The sequence below is a fragment of the Brevibacillus antibioticus genome, from assembly GCF_005217615.1.
GTDB classification, from domain to species: Bacteria; Bacillota; Bacilli; order Brevibacillales; family Brevibacillaceae; genus Brevibacillus; species Brevibacillus antibioticus.
In genome coordinates this window covers 4,196,745-4,212,043 of the sequence record NZ_SZNK01000001.1, presented here as the reverse complement: position 1 = coordinate 4,212,043, position 15,299 = coordinate 4,196,745, and the positions used below count along the sequence as shown (strand labels likewise).

Annotated in this window: 14 protein-coding genes and 1 riboswitch; of the genes, 10 read left to right on the top strand and 4 right to left on the bottom strand. The window is 46.6% G+C overall.

Features of this window, described 5'->3' with window-relative positions:
* The first annotated feature begins 138 nt into the window (after window positions 1–138).
* Complete coding sequence (locus tag E8L90_RS20045) at window positions 139–915, top strand: DUF169 domain-containing protein (protein WP_137030983.1); 777 nt, start codon at window positions 139–141, stop codon at window positions 913–915.
* Here the strand turns inward: E8L90_RS20045 and E8L90_RS20040 are convergent.
* Window positions 912–1,433: a DinB family protein gene (locus tag E8L90_RS20040; protein ID WP_137030982.1), complete on the bottom strand. Its 522-nt coding sequence runs from the start codon at window positions 1,431–1,433 to the stop codon at window positions 912–914. The two genes, E8L90_RS20045 and E8L90_RS20040, sit on opposite strands and share 4 nt — an antisense overlap.
* Before the next feature lie 64 nt (window positions 1,434–1,497).
* A complete protein-coding gene (locus E8L90_RS20035; RefSeq protein WP_137030981.1) occupies window positions 1,498–2,445 on the bottom strand; it encodes a helix-turn-helix transcriptional regulator in 948 nt (315 codons plus the stop codon).
* A 144-nt stretch (window positions 2,446–2,589) separates the two neighbouring features.
* Here E8L90_RS20035 and E8L90_RS20030 point away from each other — a divergent pair, with 144 nt between their 5' ends.
* The 6 genes from E8L90_RS20030 to E8L90_RS20005 all read left to right on the top strand — a co-directional run bounded on the left by E8L90_RS20030 (window position 2,590) and on the right by E8L90_RS20005 (window position 9,347).
* Entirely contained in the window at window positions 2,590–3,450 is an 861-nt protein-coding gene (locus E8L90_RS20030; protein ID WP_137030980.1) for a M15 family metallopeptidase, read from the top strand.
* 21 nt (window positions 3,451–3,471) lie between these two features.
* The gene (gene vanG / locus E8L90_RS20025; protein ID WP_137030979.1) at window positions 3,472–4,524 is read left to right on the top strand and encodes a D-alanine--D-serine ligase VanG; all 1,053 of its coding nucleotides are present in this window, start codon (window positions 3,472–3,474) and stop codon (window positions 4,522–4,524) included.
* Between the two features lie 3 nt (window positions 4,525–4,527).
* Entirely contained in the window at window positions 4,528–5,325 is a 798-nt protein-coding gene (locus E8L90_RS20020) for a M15 family metallopeptidase (RefSeq protein WP_137030978.1), read from the top strand.
* On the top strand, window positions 5,312–7,465 hold the full coding sequence (gene vanT / locus E8L90_RS20015) for a serine racemase VanT catalytic subunit (protein ID WP_137030977.1): 2,154 nt from the start codon (window positions 5,312–5,314) through the stop codon (window positions 7,463–7,465). Before E8L90_RS20020 ends, vanT begins: the two co-directional genes overlap by 14 nt.
* Before the next feature lie 42 nt (window positions 7,466–7,507).
* Window positions 7,508–8,599 carry a sensor histidine kinase gene (locus tag E8L90_RS20010; RefSeq protein WP_137030976.1) on the top strand — a complete coding sequence of 364 codons (1,092 nt, stop codon included), beginning with the start codon at window positions 7,508–7,510 and terminating at the stop codon, window positions 8,597–8,599.
* Between the two features lie 100 nt (window positions 8,600–8,699).
* Window positions 8,700–9,347 carry a hypothetical protein gene (locus tag E8L90_RS20005; protein ID WP_137030975.1) on the top strand — a complete coding sequence of 216 codons (648 nt, stop codon included), beginning with the start codon at window positions 8,700–8,702 and terminating at the stop codon, window positions 9,345–9,347.
* A gap of 129 nt (window positions 9,348–9,476) precedes the next feature.
* Here the strand turns inward: E8L90_RS20005 and E8L90_RS20000 are convergent, their stop codons facing one another.
* A complete protein-coding gene (locus E8L90_RS20000; protein ID WP_137030974.1) occupies window positions 9,477–10,064 on the bottom strand; it encodes a CAP domain-containing protein in 588 nt (195 codons plus the stop codon).
* A gap of 7 nt (window positions 10,065–10,071) precedes the next feature.
* A riboswitch (cyclic di-AMP (ydaO/yuaA leader) is annotated at window positions 10,072–10,229 on the bottom strand.
* Window positions 10,230–10,637: 408 nt separating this feature from the next.
* Here E8L90_RS20000 and E8L90_RS19995 point away from each other — a divergent pair.
* From E8L90_RS19995 to E8L90_RS19985, 3 genes are all read left to right on the top strand, one after another.
* Window positions 10,638–11,642 carry an ABC transporter substrate-binding protein gene (locus E8L90_RS19995; protein ID WP_137030973.1) on the top strand — a complete coding sequence of 335 codons (1,005 nt, stop codon included), beginning with the start codon at window positions 10,638–10,640 and terminating at the stop codon, window positions 11,640–11,642.
* A 151-nt stretch (window positions 11,643–11,793) separates the two neighbouring features.
* On the top strand, window positions 11,794–13,383 hold the full coding sequence (locus E8L90_RS19990) for a helix-turn-helix domain-containing protein (protein ID WP_137030972.1): 1,590 nt from the start codon (window positions 11,794–11,796) through the stop codon (window positions 13,381–13,383).
* A 124-nt stretch (window positions 13,384–13,507) separates the two neighbouring features.
* Entirely contained in the window at window positions 13,508–13,981 is a 474-nt protein-coding gene (locus E8L90_RS19985; protein ID WP_137030971.1) for a DUF6896 domain-containing protein, read from the top strand.
* A 195-nt stretch (window positions 13,982–14,176) separates the two neighbouring features.
* Here E8L90_RS19985 and E8L90_RS19980 read toward each other — a convergent pair whose 3' ends face one another.
* The gene (locus E8L90_RS19980) at window positions 14,177–15,292 is read right to left on the bottom strand and encodes an aminopeptidase (protein ID WP_137030970.1); all 1,116 of its coding nucleotides are present in this window, start codon (window positions 15,290–15,292) and stop codon (window positions 14,177–14,179) included.
* Between the last annotated feature and the right edge of the window lie 7 nt (window positions 15,293–15,299).

The following is a 15,299-nucleotide window of genomic DNA, read 5'->3' as shown; positions in this document are numbered from 1 at the left end:
CCCTATCGATTAACCTTTCCATTACCTTACGATGTTGTAAGTTTCGAGAAAAATGTAGGGAGTGAAAGGATTTCGGGCGAAAGAGACGAAAAATTCAGAGTATGATCAGTGTATGTGAAAAACGAGGAGGCAACTGAAATGAACGCCATCGAGCTGAATCAAGCGCTTCAAATGTATGTGAGGACAGAGACCTTTCCTGTAGGAGTTAGCATCCAAAAAGAAGAAGCCGCTCTGCCGTCCAAGGCAAAGCGACCTGTCCGTGATTTGGGCTATCCGATTACCATTTGCCAAGCTGTCGGTTTTTCACGGCGATATGGCTGGAGTATCGCGATGAATGGGGCCGATCTGTCCTGTCCAATCGCTCAGGTGGCTTTTGGCTATGAAGAGCAGCCGGCGTTTTATATAGAGGGTCATCTCGCCTGTGGGATGTATACAGATTCATTGGAAAATGGGGCGAAAAGCGAGCTGGATGTTCCGAAATTTTCAGCAGAAGAGAGCGGGTACTACGTATCATTTCCGCTGGAGCGGGCAGAGATCGAGCCAGATGTCGTCGTGATTTACGGCAATGCGGCACAGGTCATGCGATTGGTGGCGGGGATGCTGTACAAGCGCGGTGGGTCGATTCCTTCCACCTTTTCCAGTCGGGCCGACTGTGCGGATATCGCCATCAAGCCGATCCAGACGGGGCAGCCGCAAGTGATCGTACCGTGTTATGGAGACAGATTGTTTGCCCAGACACAGGATCACGAGATGGCCTTCAGCTTTCATTTCCGTGATGCCGCCGAGCTGGTGGAGGGATTAGTGGGAACGCAAAAAGGCGGAATCCGCTACCCGATCCCGTCCTTCTTGCGCTATCAGGCAGAGTTTCCGCCGACCTATCAAAAGCTTGCGGGGATGTTTGGAGAAAAAAACTAACCCTTCAGTCGGTTGAGCTGGAGCAGATGATGGCGATAGTGCATCTCTACGACGGCAAACCATTCCTTGGCCGTCATCGAACCGAAGGCTGGGTGAGCCACTGTGTGATGCGCAGGAATTTCGTCCAGGGTCGGTTCCAGCTCTTTCATTTGTGTGAGAACGCTGATGAGTCCATCACGCAATTGCTCCTTGCTCTCCGGTTGTGCAGGTGTGTACTCCGGGGAGGCAGGGACTTTCACGCGAATGGGAGGCAAGGAGCCTTGAGCAAAGATCGTCTGCCCGATCTCGGATTTTTCGGTACCTGCTTCTGTGACAGCAGGACCTCCTTGTCTACACTTCTCGATACTCCCCAGTTGAAAATACCGAGCAGATTGGATCAAGTGAAGGTACATTTGACCGAGCGACCATTCCTCTTCACTTGGCTTTTGCAACAGTTGTTCCATGGTGAAGCCTTCTAATTCATGCAGGTAGTGGTTTGTCACGTCTTCGAATTTGTTTACGATTTCTTTTGTATTCATGGGCGAATCAGCTCCTCTTGGTTTCTTGCTCTTATCATATTCGAACGCTACTGACAGCAGTATGTCAGTAGCGTTCGAATAATTTTTTGGCTTCTTCGCGCATTCGGCTACGCAACGATTCAGGCGTAAGAACAACCGCATCTGCTCCCAACCCAAGTACCCAAGACAAGATTTCTTCGATTTGTCTGACCCTCAATCTGACGAGAAAGCCTTCTAGATGCTCCGTAATTTCTTCTATAAAAAAATAGCCCGATTCTTTGACTCGATCAGCGATAGCTGCGCTGATGACGATCTGCACCTCTAGAGACCGATCGTCGGGAGGTTTGTAATCATCAAAATGGAAATGGTCAGGGAGGATAAAGCGGTCTTCCAATACGATCAGGCCGCTCATGCGTGACAGGCGGAATCGACGAATATCCTGTCGCAGGTCGCAATGAGCGAGCAGTATCCAAGAACTCTGAACCAGCACCAGTCCATATGGAGCAACGTCACGCACCGTTTCACGATCGTCACCCTTCCCAGGCGTGCCTCTCCGATAGCGGAACCGCACCTTTCGCTTATTGATGATCGCATCGTGGAGGAGTTGCGCATGGGCTTTTTCCTGCTCGCGCAGATTGTTTGCTCTGGGGCTTATGAGGCGAAAGGTTGAACGGATACGGCTGGCTTGTTCGCCTACATCCGCTGACAGGATCGATTCTACTTTGCGCTGTACAGCTCTTGCGCTATTGCCAAAGTTTTGGTCAAATGCTTGCTCGACCAAGTCTGCTCCGATCAAGAGTGCAACGGCTTCTTCTACCGAAAAGCTGACGGGTGGAAGAAAATACCCTTCCATTAACGAGTAGCCCTGACCTGGTGCCCCAACGATGGGGACGCCTGCTTCACTCAATGCTTGCATATCACGATAAATCGTCCGGACGCTCGTCTCGAAGGTCGCGGCTAAATCTTCTGCGCGAAACGTTCCTTTTCGCTGTAGCTCCAGAACGATCGCCAACAAACGGTCTGTTTTATTCATGCGATGCTGCTGACCTCCTCACTATCCAGCTAAGCAACTTTATGAAAATGATTGGACATCTTTAAAATTATTTTAGATTTATCCTACTTTTTATTTTAACAGTTTTCCCTATCCTACATGTGTAAGTGAAGGAGGAAGCTGTGAATGAAAAAGAGGGTTTTTTGGCTTGTCATTTTATCGCTGTTTGGATATATCGTTTTTCAAAAAATAACAGATGGACCACCTAATGTTGGCGGACATATCGAAACAGTGGGAGAGGCTACCGGTGTGGAGTACCAATCGATACAAATAACAAAAGATCAAATTAATCAGGGAGACCTTCTCTTGGTCAATAAAGACTATCCGGTTCATGAAGCAGGGGTAAAAAACGATGTGGTTCGGTTGTCTAAGCATGAAGAACTGTTACAAGGCTATACTTTGCTCGATCATAGACTCGAAGTGTCGGAGCGTGTAGCCAAAATATTCTTGGAGATGGTCAAAGCTGCGCAACAAGATAACGTGAGTCACTTTATCCTGAACAGCGGTTATCGAAGTATGGAAGAACAAGAGAAGCTGTATGAAGAAATGGGGCCAGCGATCGCGATGCCAAGCGGTTATAGCGAACACAATGTAGGTTCCGCGCTGGATATTGGATCGACGCAAATGAAAATGGAGCACGCCCCTGAAGGCAAGTGGCTGGAAGATCATTCTTGGAAATATGGTTTTATTTTGCGCTACCCGAAAGACAAGGTAGCCATTACTGGAACGGTATTTGAGCCTTGGCATTTCCGATATGTCGGCTTGCCGCATAGCGCGATCATGAAGGAGAGTAACTTTTCGCTGGAAGAATACTTGGACTATCTAAAAGACAAAAGAAGCATCTCCGTGACAAATGATGGGAAGATCTACGAAATTAACTACTACCCTGTCGATCAAGAGATGACGATCAAAGTACCGATTTCGAGCAACTATGAGATTTCGGGTGACAACATAGGCGGCGTGATTGTAACGAGCTACGTGAACTAAAGAAAAGGGGAAGTGAATCTAATGAAGAAATTGACTGTCGCGATTTTGTTTGGGGGATGTTCCTCGGAGTATGAAGTATCTCTTAAATCTACGAGTTCGGTGCTGGAAAGTTTGTGTCTGGAAAAGTACGAGGTGATTTTGCTAGGAATTACGAGGGAAGGGCAATGGCTGCGTTATACCGGCAACATCGAAAGCATTCGGAATGACAGTTGGCATCAAAGTGAGAAGTGTGTGCCTGCCTTTCTCTCTCCTTGCAGACAGATGCGGGGAATTGTTACACAGGAGAACGGTGCCATGACGATCACGAAGGTTGATGTGGTGTTCCCGATTTTGCATGGCAAAAACGGAGAGGATGGAACGGTGCAAGGGCTATTGGAGCTCGCTGGAATTCCTTTTGTCGGTTGTCACACGCTATCATCTGCGATTTGTATGGATAAGGATATCGCCCACACGTTGGCGGAAAGCTCCGGTATCAAAACGCCAAGATCCGTTACCTTTTATCAAAATACTGCTCTTGCAACGGTTGAATCTGCCACCGAAGAACTGGGATTCCCTTTGTATGTCAAACCTGCAAAGGCAGGGTCTTCGATTGGGATTACAAAAGCATACAACACGCAGGAATTAGTTTTCGGTATAGAAAACGCCCTTTTGCATGATGACAAAGTAGTCATCGAGGAAAACATCGTGGGATTTGAGGTAGGCTGTGCGGTACTAGGAAATCGTGAGGTCCTTGTGGGAGAAGTGGATGAGATCGAGTTGCTCCAAGGCTTTTTCAATTACACAGAAAAGTATTCATTGGAGACTGCCCACATCCATGTCCCGGCAAGAATTGACGAAGAACTCGCTGCAAAAATCAAGCAAACAGCCATCCATCTCTATCAGGTTTTAGGCTGCCGCGGTTTTGCTCGCGTGGATATGTTCGTCACTCCAGACGGAGACATTGTGTTTAACGAAGTGAATACAATCCCCGGCTTTACCTCGAAAAGCAGATATCCAAGCATGCTGCGTGTAGCGGGGATTTCCTATAAAGAGCTTCTTGATACGTTAATCATGCTAGCGTTGGAGGAGGAATAATCGATGACACAACTTCACGTCTCTACGATTTCTTTAAACAGCGAAAATCTGCATCACGGCCATCTGATTTTGGTGAATCGCCAGTACCCGATCCGCTGGCAAACAAATGACAGCATCCTACTAAACCGCATGCGGCTGATTGATGGAACACACAACAATATGATGCTGGAAAACACGGCTTCGAAGATGCTTGCCAAGCTGCTGAAAGCCTGCAAAGCACAGCAGACAATCGTGCCAGTCAGCGGCTTTCGCAGCAAGGCGGAACAAAAGGATATTTACGATCAATCCTTGCTCGAAAATGGACAGGAGTTTACCAGTAAATTTGTCGCACGTCCGAATGAAAGTGAGCATCAGACCGGGCTTGCGATTGATGTAGGGGAAAAGAAGGAAGAGATCGATTTTATATGCCCTTCTTTTCCCGATCATGGCGTATGCCGATTGTTTCGCCAACGTGCCAGTCAATTTGGGTTTATCAAACGCTACGACAAAGACAAGGAACAGCTGACGGGGATTTCGGATGAGCCTTGGCATTTTCGGTATGTGGGCTATCCGCATGCTGTTTTAATGGAAAAGCTCCAGCTCTGTTTGGAAGAGTATATCGAGTACGTGAAAAACTATGAATTCCATCAGGAACATTTGCTAGTGGATGAGGAGAGTATTGAAATCTACTATGTAAAAGCTACCGATACTGTTACGCACATCCCGGTTGTGGCCGGTGAGAGCTACGAAATATCGGGCAACAACGTAGATGGATTTATCATTACGGTGTTTCATCAGGAGGCACGTAATGAACGCGGGTAGTGAAAAGCAGTATGGCGGGCTGGATCGATTCCGAATCATGGCAGCGATTCTTGTTATCGCCATTCATACTTCTCCACTGCTATCCACAAGCGAATGGGCTGATTTTACACTGACACGGATAATAGCCAGGGTGGCAGTTCCATTTTTCTTTATGTGCACAGGATTTTTCTTCATGCAAAAGCTTGGTACAGATCACAGCAGAAATGCGTATTTGCTGAAGCAGTTTTTATGGAAAGTAGGAAAGCTATATTTGCTTTCGATCCTTCTCTATCTTCCGGTGAATGTGTACGCAGGGTATTTTACGGAACAATTGACCGTGTTTTCGGTGGTAAAAGACCTCCTTTTTAACGGGACCCTGTATCATCTGTGGTATTTCCCTGCCATCATGCTTGGGGTGTGTATCAGTACTTTTTTGTATACCAGACTATCCGCATGGAAAACGTTTTGGGTGACCATGCTGCTGTATGTCATCGGGTTATTGGGAGACAGCTACTTTGGATTTGCACAGATGAATCCGTATGTGGATAGCATCTATCAATCGATGTTTACCTTGTTTGATTACACGCGGAACGGTATATTTTTTGCCCCGGTTTTTGTAGTCATGGGAGGGATGATTGCCAATAATCGCAGACGGAAAAAGAAAAAAGTCGCACCGTATGCCATCGGACTTGGATTGTTCGGAAGCATGCTGGTCATGGAAGGCTTGCTCTTGCACGCTTATCAGCTCCAACGCCATGACAGTATGTATATTTTTTTGATACCGTGCATGTATTTTCTTTTTCAACTTCTGCTGTTTTGGAAAGGCAGAAATCGTCCAACATTACGGAAGCTGAGTTTGTATGTCTATGTCCTGCATCCCTTGTGTATTGTGCTCATTCGCGGAGCGGCCAAAGTAACGGGACTGACACAGCTGCTTGTTGAAAACAGCTTGGTTCATTTTACGCTGGTCACGGTGCTGTCGTTTGTTCTTTCTGTGCTGTCGATGAAGGTGATCCAGCGATTTCGAGGTGGGAAACCGGATCAAAGCGAGCGAGCATGGGCTGACATCCATCTCCCGCATCTCCAACATAATCTCAGGGAAATCCAGCGAGTTCTCCCCAAGGATTGTGCGGTGATGGCAGTCGTGAAGGCGCAGGCATACGGTCACGGCGGATGGCAAGTCGCGAGGTATTTAAACAAGCTCGGGGTGGATCACTTCGCTGTTGCCACAATCGATGAAGGAATCGAGCTCCGGAAGAAGGGCGTAAAAGGGGAGATTCTCGTGCTTGGCTATACCGATGAGCATCGTATACGCCAAATCGCCCGTTTCAAACTGACGCAAACCGTAGTAGATGATGAATATGCCAAAAAACTGAATGGCTACAACGTGAAAATCCCTGTTCATATCAAGATCGACACGGGGATGGGGAGACTCGGGGAATCTTGGGAACACACGGAAAAAATCGCGTCCATGTATCGATATAAGCATTTGCAGGTAGGCGGTACCTTTACGCATCTGAGTGTGGCTGACAGTTTGGAAGCTTCGGATATCGCATACACGAAAAATCAAATCGCCTGTTTCCAAAACGTAATCGATCAGCTGAAAGAAAAGGGGATCAATCCACAGAAGCTGCACGTCCAAAGCAGTTACGGCGTGCTGAATTACGGGGAGCTGCAATACGATTATGCTCGAATGGGGATCGCTCTCTACGGGATGTTGAGCAAGCAGGGAGATAAGGTAAAAACAAGCGTCGACCTACGACCTGTGCTATCACTAAAAGCCAGAGTTGTGCAGGTGAAACAGGTGGAAAAAGGAGCCTCCGTGGGCTATGGACGCGCCCACACAGCGCAGAAAGACAGCACGATTGCCATCGTATCTATCGGATATGCAGATGGGCTTCCTCGCATGCTGTCTCAAGCGGACGCTACCTGCTTGATCAGGGGAAAAAGGCGACCGATTATTGGCTTTGTCTGCATGGATCAACTTATTGTAGATATTACAGATATGGAAGAGGTGCGAAGAGGAGATGTTGTGACCTTTATCGGCAGAGATCTAGAAGAGGGTATCACTGCCGAGGAAATGGCCCAACAGTGTAAAACCATTACGAACGAGCTGGTAAGCCGTGTGGGAGAACGGGTTAAAAGAGTCTATCATGATTGATCTTTGGACGAAAACGAGTATAGGGAGTGGTTTATTTTTTCCATGGCGAAGGGGAGACATAGCTTTCGTTTCAAAATGCTTGGGCTTCTTGGGTTTGGCATGCTTCTGGCCGGTATCGTAACCTATCTGCTCTATAAAGTACTCCAGTTTTACTATCGGGTGGGGGTTAAGTACGAAGATCCGCTCGCCCAGGTTCGTTATTTCATCAGGGAGATGGGGGATATCAATTTCTTTTTGATTGTCTTTGCTCCCATTGCGATCTTGTTTTTCTATCTTCTAACCAAACGGTATGCTGGCTACTTTCGGGAGATTTCTACGGGCATTCATTATCTCGCGAGTGGAGACTTTACACGGCATGTCCATATTCCATCCAATGATGAGTTTGCAGAAATCGCCAAGGATATTAATACAGCAAGCGAAATGCTGCAAAAGGCGGTAGAAAGAGGAGATTTCGCCGAAAACAGCAAGGATCAGCTTGTTTTGAATCTGGCGCATGATTTGCGTACACCACTGACATCTGTTCTGGGTTATTTAGATTTAGTTTTACGAGACGAGCAGATGCCACAACAACAAATGCGGCATTATGCGACGATTGCTTTTACCAAGTCACAACGATTGGAAAAGCTGATCGATGAGCTCTTCGAAATTACGAGAATGAATTACGGCATGGTCAACATCGAGCAAAAGGTCATTGATTTGAGTGAATTGCTAGTCCAGTTAAATGAAGAGCTGTATCCTTCCTTTGAGAAAAATGAGCTCGTCGGGAGGTGTACGGTTGCTGCCCAATTAGTGATCGTGGGAGATGGGGAGCTGCTGGCACGCGTATTTGAGAACATCCTGACCAACGCGATACGCTACGGGGGCGATGGTCAATTTATCGATTTGAACGCTTATCATGAGGGCGATGAAGTGGTTGTACAAATCATGAATTACGGCGACCAGATACCTGAGGAGGCGCTGCCGCATATTTTTGAAATGTTTTTTACGGGTGACAAAGCGCGAACGCATCAAGGGGGAGGAACAGGACTCGGCCTGTTTATTGCTAAAAATATCGTCGAGAAGCATCGGGGAACGATTTCTGTCCAAAGTGATTTGATTCGAACATGCTTTGAGGTCAGGTTGCCGTGTGGATGAAATGATGCCAAAGAACAATTCTCATGGGTATCCAAATTTTGGTATGATATTCCTATAACTAAACCATATGCAAAAGATGAATAATTTTTGGGGGGTAGTTATGAATAAATACACATGGACATTGATAGGTGCGGTAATTGTTGCTGGAATATCATTGGCTACTTGGGCTGGGGCCATTAACCAAGGGGATAAGGAAGCGCTAAACGCATATGTAAAGATGGAACAGGCACGTAACCAAGGGAACAAACCCTTAAGCAAATGGAGTAGTAATGTAACCCTTTCGGATTTTTCAATTCAGGGAGCTGTTTTACCAGAAGCGGATAAAATACGTAAATACAACGATACGAATATGCAAGGACTACTATCTTCAACGGATGAAAAGCTTTCCTTCATTATGGAAGGGGATGAAGTAAAAGGTATAGTTTTAGCAACAGATACAGAGCCAATCATGGCTGGTGGTGAAAAAAGTGGCCCTGAGTTGTTTGACCTTTACAAGAACATGAAAAATACGCTCGGGGAAAATGTAAACATGAAGTACTTTAGTTATTCAGGTGGGTTTATTTTCGTTGCAACTGATAGGGAAGGTGAGGAAAGCTTGTGGCTCGATCGACGTGCTTCTACATCTTTAGAACTTCCTTCACACAAGCAACTCAAATCTGAAGAAGTTGTAGAAAAAATTCGAGAAGGTGCGGAATCGGTGGATGAAGAAAAGACAAACGAACTAGAAATGGGAAGTAAATCTGAATAAAGCGTATAAAGCTAGCTGTTGGCTTTTCACGGAGATTGATAGATGTTCAAAGGCCACTCCAGACAAGGCTGGGAAAAAACAAGAAAGCCGGGTCCCCGCTAGAGGACTCGGCATTTATATCCAATTTCTTTATCCGATGAATTCTTGTACCCAGTATCCATTCACAAAGCCTACACCGATTTTGGTGAAGGAAGGATTCATGATGTTTTGACGGTGTCCTTCACTGTTCATCCATTGGTTCATGACTTCCTCAGCGGTGCGTTGACCCATGGCGATGTTCTCACCCGCGGTCATAGAAGATACTCCGAATTGTTTCATCATGTCAAATGGAGAGCCATACGTAGGGCTTGTATGGTCAAAGTAGTTGTTGTTGGACATATCAGCCGCTTTTGCTTGTGCAACTTTGTTCAGGGAAGCATCCAGTTCCACTGGCTTCAGACCTGCTTTTGCACGCTCTTGGTTTACCAAATCGGTTACTTGCTTCCCAACAGAGGAAGCATCCACTTGTTGGTGAGCTTGTTTTACTGGCTGTTGAGCTGGCTGCTGTTGATTCGCTGGTGCTGCGTAAGGTGCTTGCATTTGCGGTTGGACAGGTTGCATATATGGTTGATACCCGTATTGCGGACATGTGGTAGCGGCAGAAGCTGTGTTAGAAAAGCCGGAGAGAACAAATCCCAATCCCAATGTCGCGATTGCAATAGTACCGAGGCGTTTCATATTCACATCGTCTCCTTTTTTTGGCCTACGAGGTTAGTTGACGGATTCGGATTGAGGAAACAACCCTACGCACTTTGGCGATTCACCCCATGCAGATCTCTCATCTGCAAGTAAAAAAGATCCCCCGCACTTCCATTCGAGAGGAAGTTTCGGCTGTTTTGTTTGGCATGACCTAGAATAACAGAGATTCACCGGTGAAAGAAACCCGTAAAATTTGGTAGGATTAATGAGGATATCTCTTGTTTTATTATTCGGGTTCAGAGACGTTAAAGATGAGTCAGAAAAAGGGATGCGCATATGATCGGCGGCTGCTCCGAATGCTTCCCGAGCTGATTCAGCATACCTCATAGACAGTGCAGGTGGATAGGGCCTCTTATGCGAGGCTCCTTTTTTTATTGTTTTTCGTTAGTCAGGAAGTGACGAGTTTGTATAAAGCTGGTCGTAGAGAATGTGTATTGAGCATGCAATCCAATTTGGGGTAAAATTTACTCAAGTAAAATGATAATGATTATCATTATAAATCGAAGGGTTGTTTTGTTACAAAGTATAAAACTTATTGGAGTGATTTTAATCATGGCAAGATCGGGATTTATGAAAACAGGATGGATATCGCTTATAACGGCAGCAATGATTACGGTGACAGGTTGCGGCTGGACAGGCGATCAAGCTGTGGCCACGGTGACTACCGATCAGCCTGCACAGGCAACGGCAGCGCCAAGCGAAGCTCCGCCTCGGACGGAAACGCGCGTCGTAACCGATGGCTTCGGAGAGGTAGAGATTCCGACAAATCCAAAGCGAATCTCAGCTCTTTATCGTGAAGATTATTTGGTTGCGCTTGGGGTAACGCCTATTGTGCAATATTATAACCCAATGTGGGGCAAGCAGGATTATTTGAAGCTGGAAGTGCCGTTGTTCGACGTGACCGGCAGCATCGAAGCCATGCTTGTGTCCGAGCCGGACTTGATCATTGGCGCCGGAGAGGTCGATGCAGCACAATACGCGCTCTATTCCAAGGTTGCGCCGACGTTCCGCTTGCCGGACGACGTACTTGCGGATTCGCGCAAAACATTGACCTTAATCGCCGAATTGCTTGGTCTCAGCGACAAGGCGGAGCAGGTGCTTGCCGATTACGAAGCCCGTATTGTCGATGTGAAGGCGAAGCTGAACGCGGCGATCGGCGATGAGAAGCTTGTTGTTCTGCGGATGAACGTCGTAGATAAATCGATTAATATTTTTGGCATTCATAACACGTTTGTCGGACAAATCTTGTATGAGGATCTTGGGCTGAAGGCGCCAGGGTTCGCCGAGGCGATGACGAAGGGCAATATCGTCTTGTCGAAGGAGGTCATTCCGGAGCTTGACGCGGACCATATTATTTTGCTTCCGTCCAACGGGACGTGGGAGGATGAGAGCAACATGAAAGCACTTGAGGAAATGAAGGCAGATCCGTTATGGCAGACCGTTCCTGCATTTAAGAACGGCCATGTATATCCCGTAGAGAGATCATATTGGCAGACGGGAGCCATTACGGCCAACGGGTTGAAGATGGATGATTTACTTCGATTACTGGCTTCTTAGCAGGAAATAAGAGTGATTACGTTCATTGGCGAGACTCATCGCCATAATTAAGAAAGAGCCACTTTTCAACGAAGGTTGATGGGTGGCTCGATTTGATTTACACTATATCCATTGAGAATGAATATCAATTAAAAGGCGGTTGATAGTAACGATGGATATTGAACAGCGCAAACAAGCTGGGACTGCTCCTTTAGTCCAATATGCGCTGCGATCGATCCGCTTAGTCGTTGCGGGCGAGCAAGCAGAAATGAGTGATTTGGACGGCAGCGATAGAAACGATACGGAAAGCTTTGAACTGCTCATTATAATGAGCGGGACGGGACAAGGAAAATGCTATTTGCAGGGGCCAGGAAGATCTTTATATGTTGATCAAGAGGTTATGAGCTGCAGCTATTACCGAGTGTGCTTCGTAACGAGCGGCGATGAAGCAGCTTCGAGCTTGCTGCCGGATAAGCAAGAGCTTGCCTGCGCACCCTTCGCGAAGACGATGGAGCTGCTTGATGAGTTATATGGACTCCGCGGGGCGAGCGACGAGCTCGAGCTGTTCCAACGATTTGTGAGATTTCAAGAGCTGCTGCTCTTTCTATTCCGCCAAAATGCACCTGCAGCCGAGGATAAGGGAACGGATATCGAGCGGAATGGGGTAGAGCTTAGCATACGGCATATTCATCAGTATTACCGTGAGCTTCTGAACTTGGAGGAGCTGTCCTCCCTCGCAGGCATTGATCGCTGGAAGTATACCCGTCTGTTCAAAGAGGCTACGGGTCAAGTACCGCTTCAGTACTTGAATGAAGTACGGATTAATCAAGCCAAGAAGTGGCTGGCAAGCGCCGATGACAAGCTGCTCGATATTGCGCTGAATGCAGGTTTCAACAATGAATATTATTTCAATCGTCGTTTCAAGCAGACGGTAGGCATATCGCCCGGACAATACCGTCGCAGCCGCAAGGGACAGCTTAGAGTAGTAGCGCCGTATTTGGAGGATTTCATAGTCGCGCTGGATATGCAGCCTATCGCCCAGTATTGGCATGCGAAATGGGGAAAACAAGACTATCTAGGCTTAAACCATATTCCGACGTTCGACGAGAACGGAGGCAACTTTGACGCGCTTTCCGGTTATAAGCCGGATTTGATATTGCTTATAGATCGTTACGAGCAACTACAATATTCTCAGTGCCGACGCATATCCAACACGTGCATCCTGCGTGAGCAGACAAGTAATTGGCGTACGCTGCTGCGTACCGTCGCCGATTATTTCGGTCGGACGGAGTTGGCCGACGATGCTATCGCAAAGTATGATTTCAAAGCACGGAGCACGAGTCATACGCTGAGTCAGGTTATGAAAGGTGAAACGGTCGCTTTTTTGCGTATCTCGGCGGACCATATCATCCAATATGCGGGAGAAGGGCAAGGGTTTGTTTCGACTGTTCTCTATGGCGATGTTGGCTTGCGCTCCCATTCCGCAGTAGGTGTAGCTTCAAAAGCGAATAGGCAGGGCATGTTCAATCTCTCTGTAGAGGACCTGCGTACGTTAACCGCGGATCATCTGTTCATTACTTTCGATAAGTGGCATAGTCAGGCAGAAGGAAAGGAGAGGGAACTGCTGGAGCAGCCAGAGTGGCGTGATCTGCCTGCTGTACGAAACAACCGCGTTTACGAGGTTGATTTTCTAACTTGGATGAATAACGGAATTATTTCCAACGGCAAAAAAATCGATGATATACTGCGAGCGTTAGCTTGATTTGGTTTTGCTTGCGACTGAATGGTCTGCACTAAAGTTAACATTGGAAGGCGTGATTTTAGAGCAAGCCTAAGCGCTGGCAATTTTATCTGAAAAATATAAATAGCATAGAGGTCGGTAATGTATGAACTCGCTTACGAAAGAAACGGTAGATGAATTATTGGCAGCAATGGACGCTTATAAAGTAATTGCGCAAGAACTCATCGACAAATTAATATTGGAAACGAATCAGCCTGAAAAATCAGAGATAATAAAAGGAAGTTACTACTTAATTTCAAATGCGGAATTACTAAACGATGAAGAACATTTAACCGGTAATTGGTACTTTGATGTTCATGGAGAACATTGCATGTTTGAGAATTTAGACACTGGACAAAAATTGGAGGTTTCTCTCGGGAATACAGACGATATTGGAAATGTTGATCCCTACTTTTTTTATGACTTCTTGAAATCAACCGAGAATTTTAAACACTTAATTCAACATTTTGAAAATCCGTTTGGTGATATGTTGAATTTTTTTGAGGTATTAGAAAAGAGAAAAATACTTATGCATATTCACGGTGTTGAATACAGAAAGATTCTTCAGAATGAAAAATAATGTTGGTTCGTGAATAAGAGGACGTTAGAAGTAGCTATCAACGATAGAGAAAACTTTGAGCACAAAGGCGAATACTATAGCTCACTAAATCTGGAGAGAACTATTGTCTCGAATGTGCGATACTTTATTTTCTCTGAACAATGGAAAATGGGCTAGGGAACCTCATTCCCTAACCCATTTTTTCATTCATTGCATTTAAATCAAATTCTCCGGGTTCAAGCCTTCCAGCTCTGGCAACACAAAGCGCCCATCTTTTCTGATCAGCACATCGTCAAAGTAGATTTCGCCGCCGCCGTACTCAGGGCGTTGGATTTGGACCAAGTCCCAGTGAATGGAGGAGCGGTTGCCGTTGTCAGCTACTGTGTAAGCATTCCCTGGCGTGAAGTGGAAGCTGCCCGCGATTTTCTCGTCAAACAGGATGTCCAGCATCGGGTGGAGGATGTGCGGGTTAAATCCGATCGCAAATTCTCCGATATAGCGTGCGCCCTCGTCCGTGTCGAGGATATCATTCAATGCTTTTGTATTGGAGCTGGTCGCTTCCACGATCTTGCCTTCTTTGAAAGTGAATTGCACATCATTGAAGGTAATGCCGTTATAGATCGATGCCGCGTTGTAGAAAATCGTTCCTTCCACGGAATCGCGCACAGGAGCGGTGTATACTTCGCCATCCGGGATATTGCGTTTGCCGTCACACTTGATGGCATTGATTCCTTTAATGGAGAAACGCAGGTCTGTTTTTGGACCGACGATGCGTACACGATCGGTGCGCTCCATCAGCTCTTTCAACGGAGTCATGGCAGCGGACATTTTTGCGTAGTCCAGATTGCAGACGGAGAAGTAGAAGTCCTCAAAGCCCTCGAGACTCATTTTGGACAGCTGCGCCATCGACTTGTTTGGGTAGCGCAGTACAACCCAGCGTTTGTTCGGAACACGCTCGTTCGTATGTACAGGTTGATACAGGACGCGCGCGTAAATGCCCATTTTGTCTTCCGGTACGTCGGCATACTCGTTGATGTTGTCGTAAGCCCGGATGGCGATGTAAGCGTCCATGTCCTTCATCCGGTCATACTCGTATTTTGCCATCAGAGCCATATGTTCTTCGCTCGTGCCTTGATAGAGTGCACGCATGACTTCCTGGTCTTTCAAGGTGACCAAAGGCAGAGCCCCAACTGCAAATGATTCACGCACAAGTGCACGAACGAGTTCAGGTTGCAGGCCTGTATTTTCGATCAGAACTTTTTCGCCTTTTTGCAAATTAAGCGAGTAACGGACGAGACGGCTTGCCAGTTCATTAATGCGTGGATCTGCCATGGTGGTA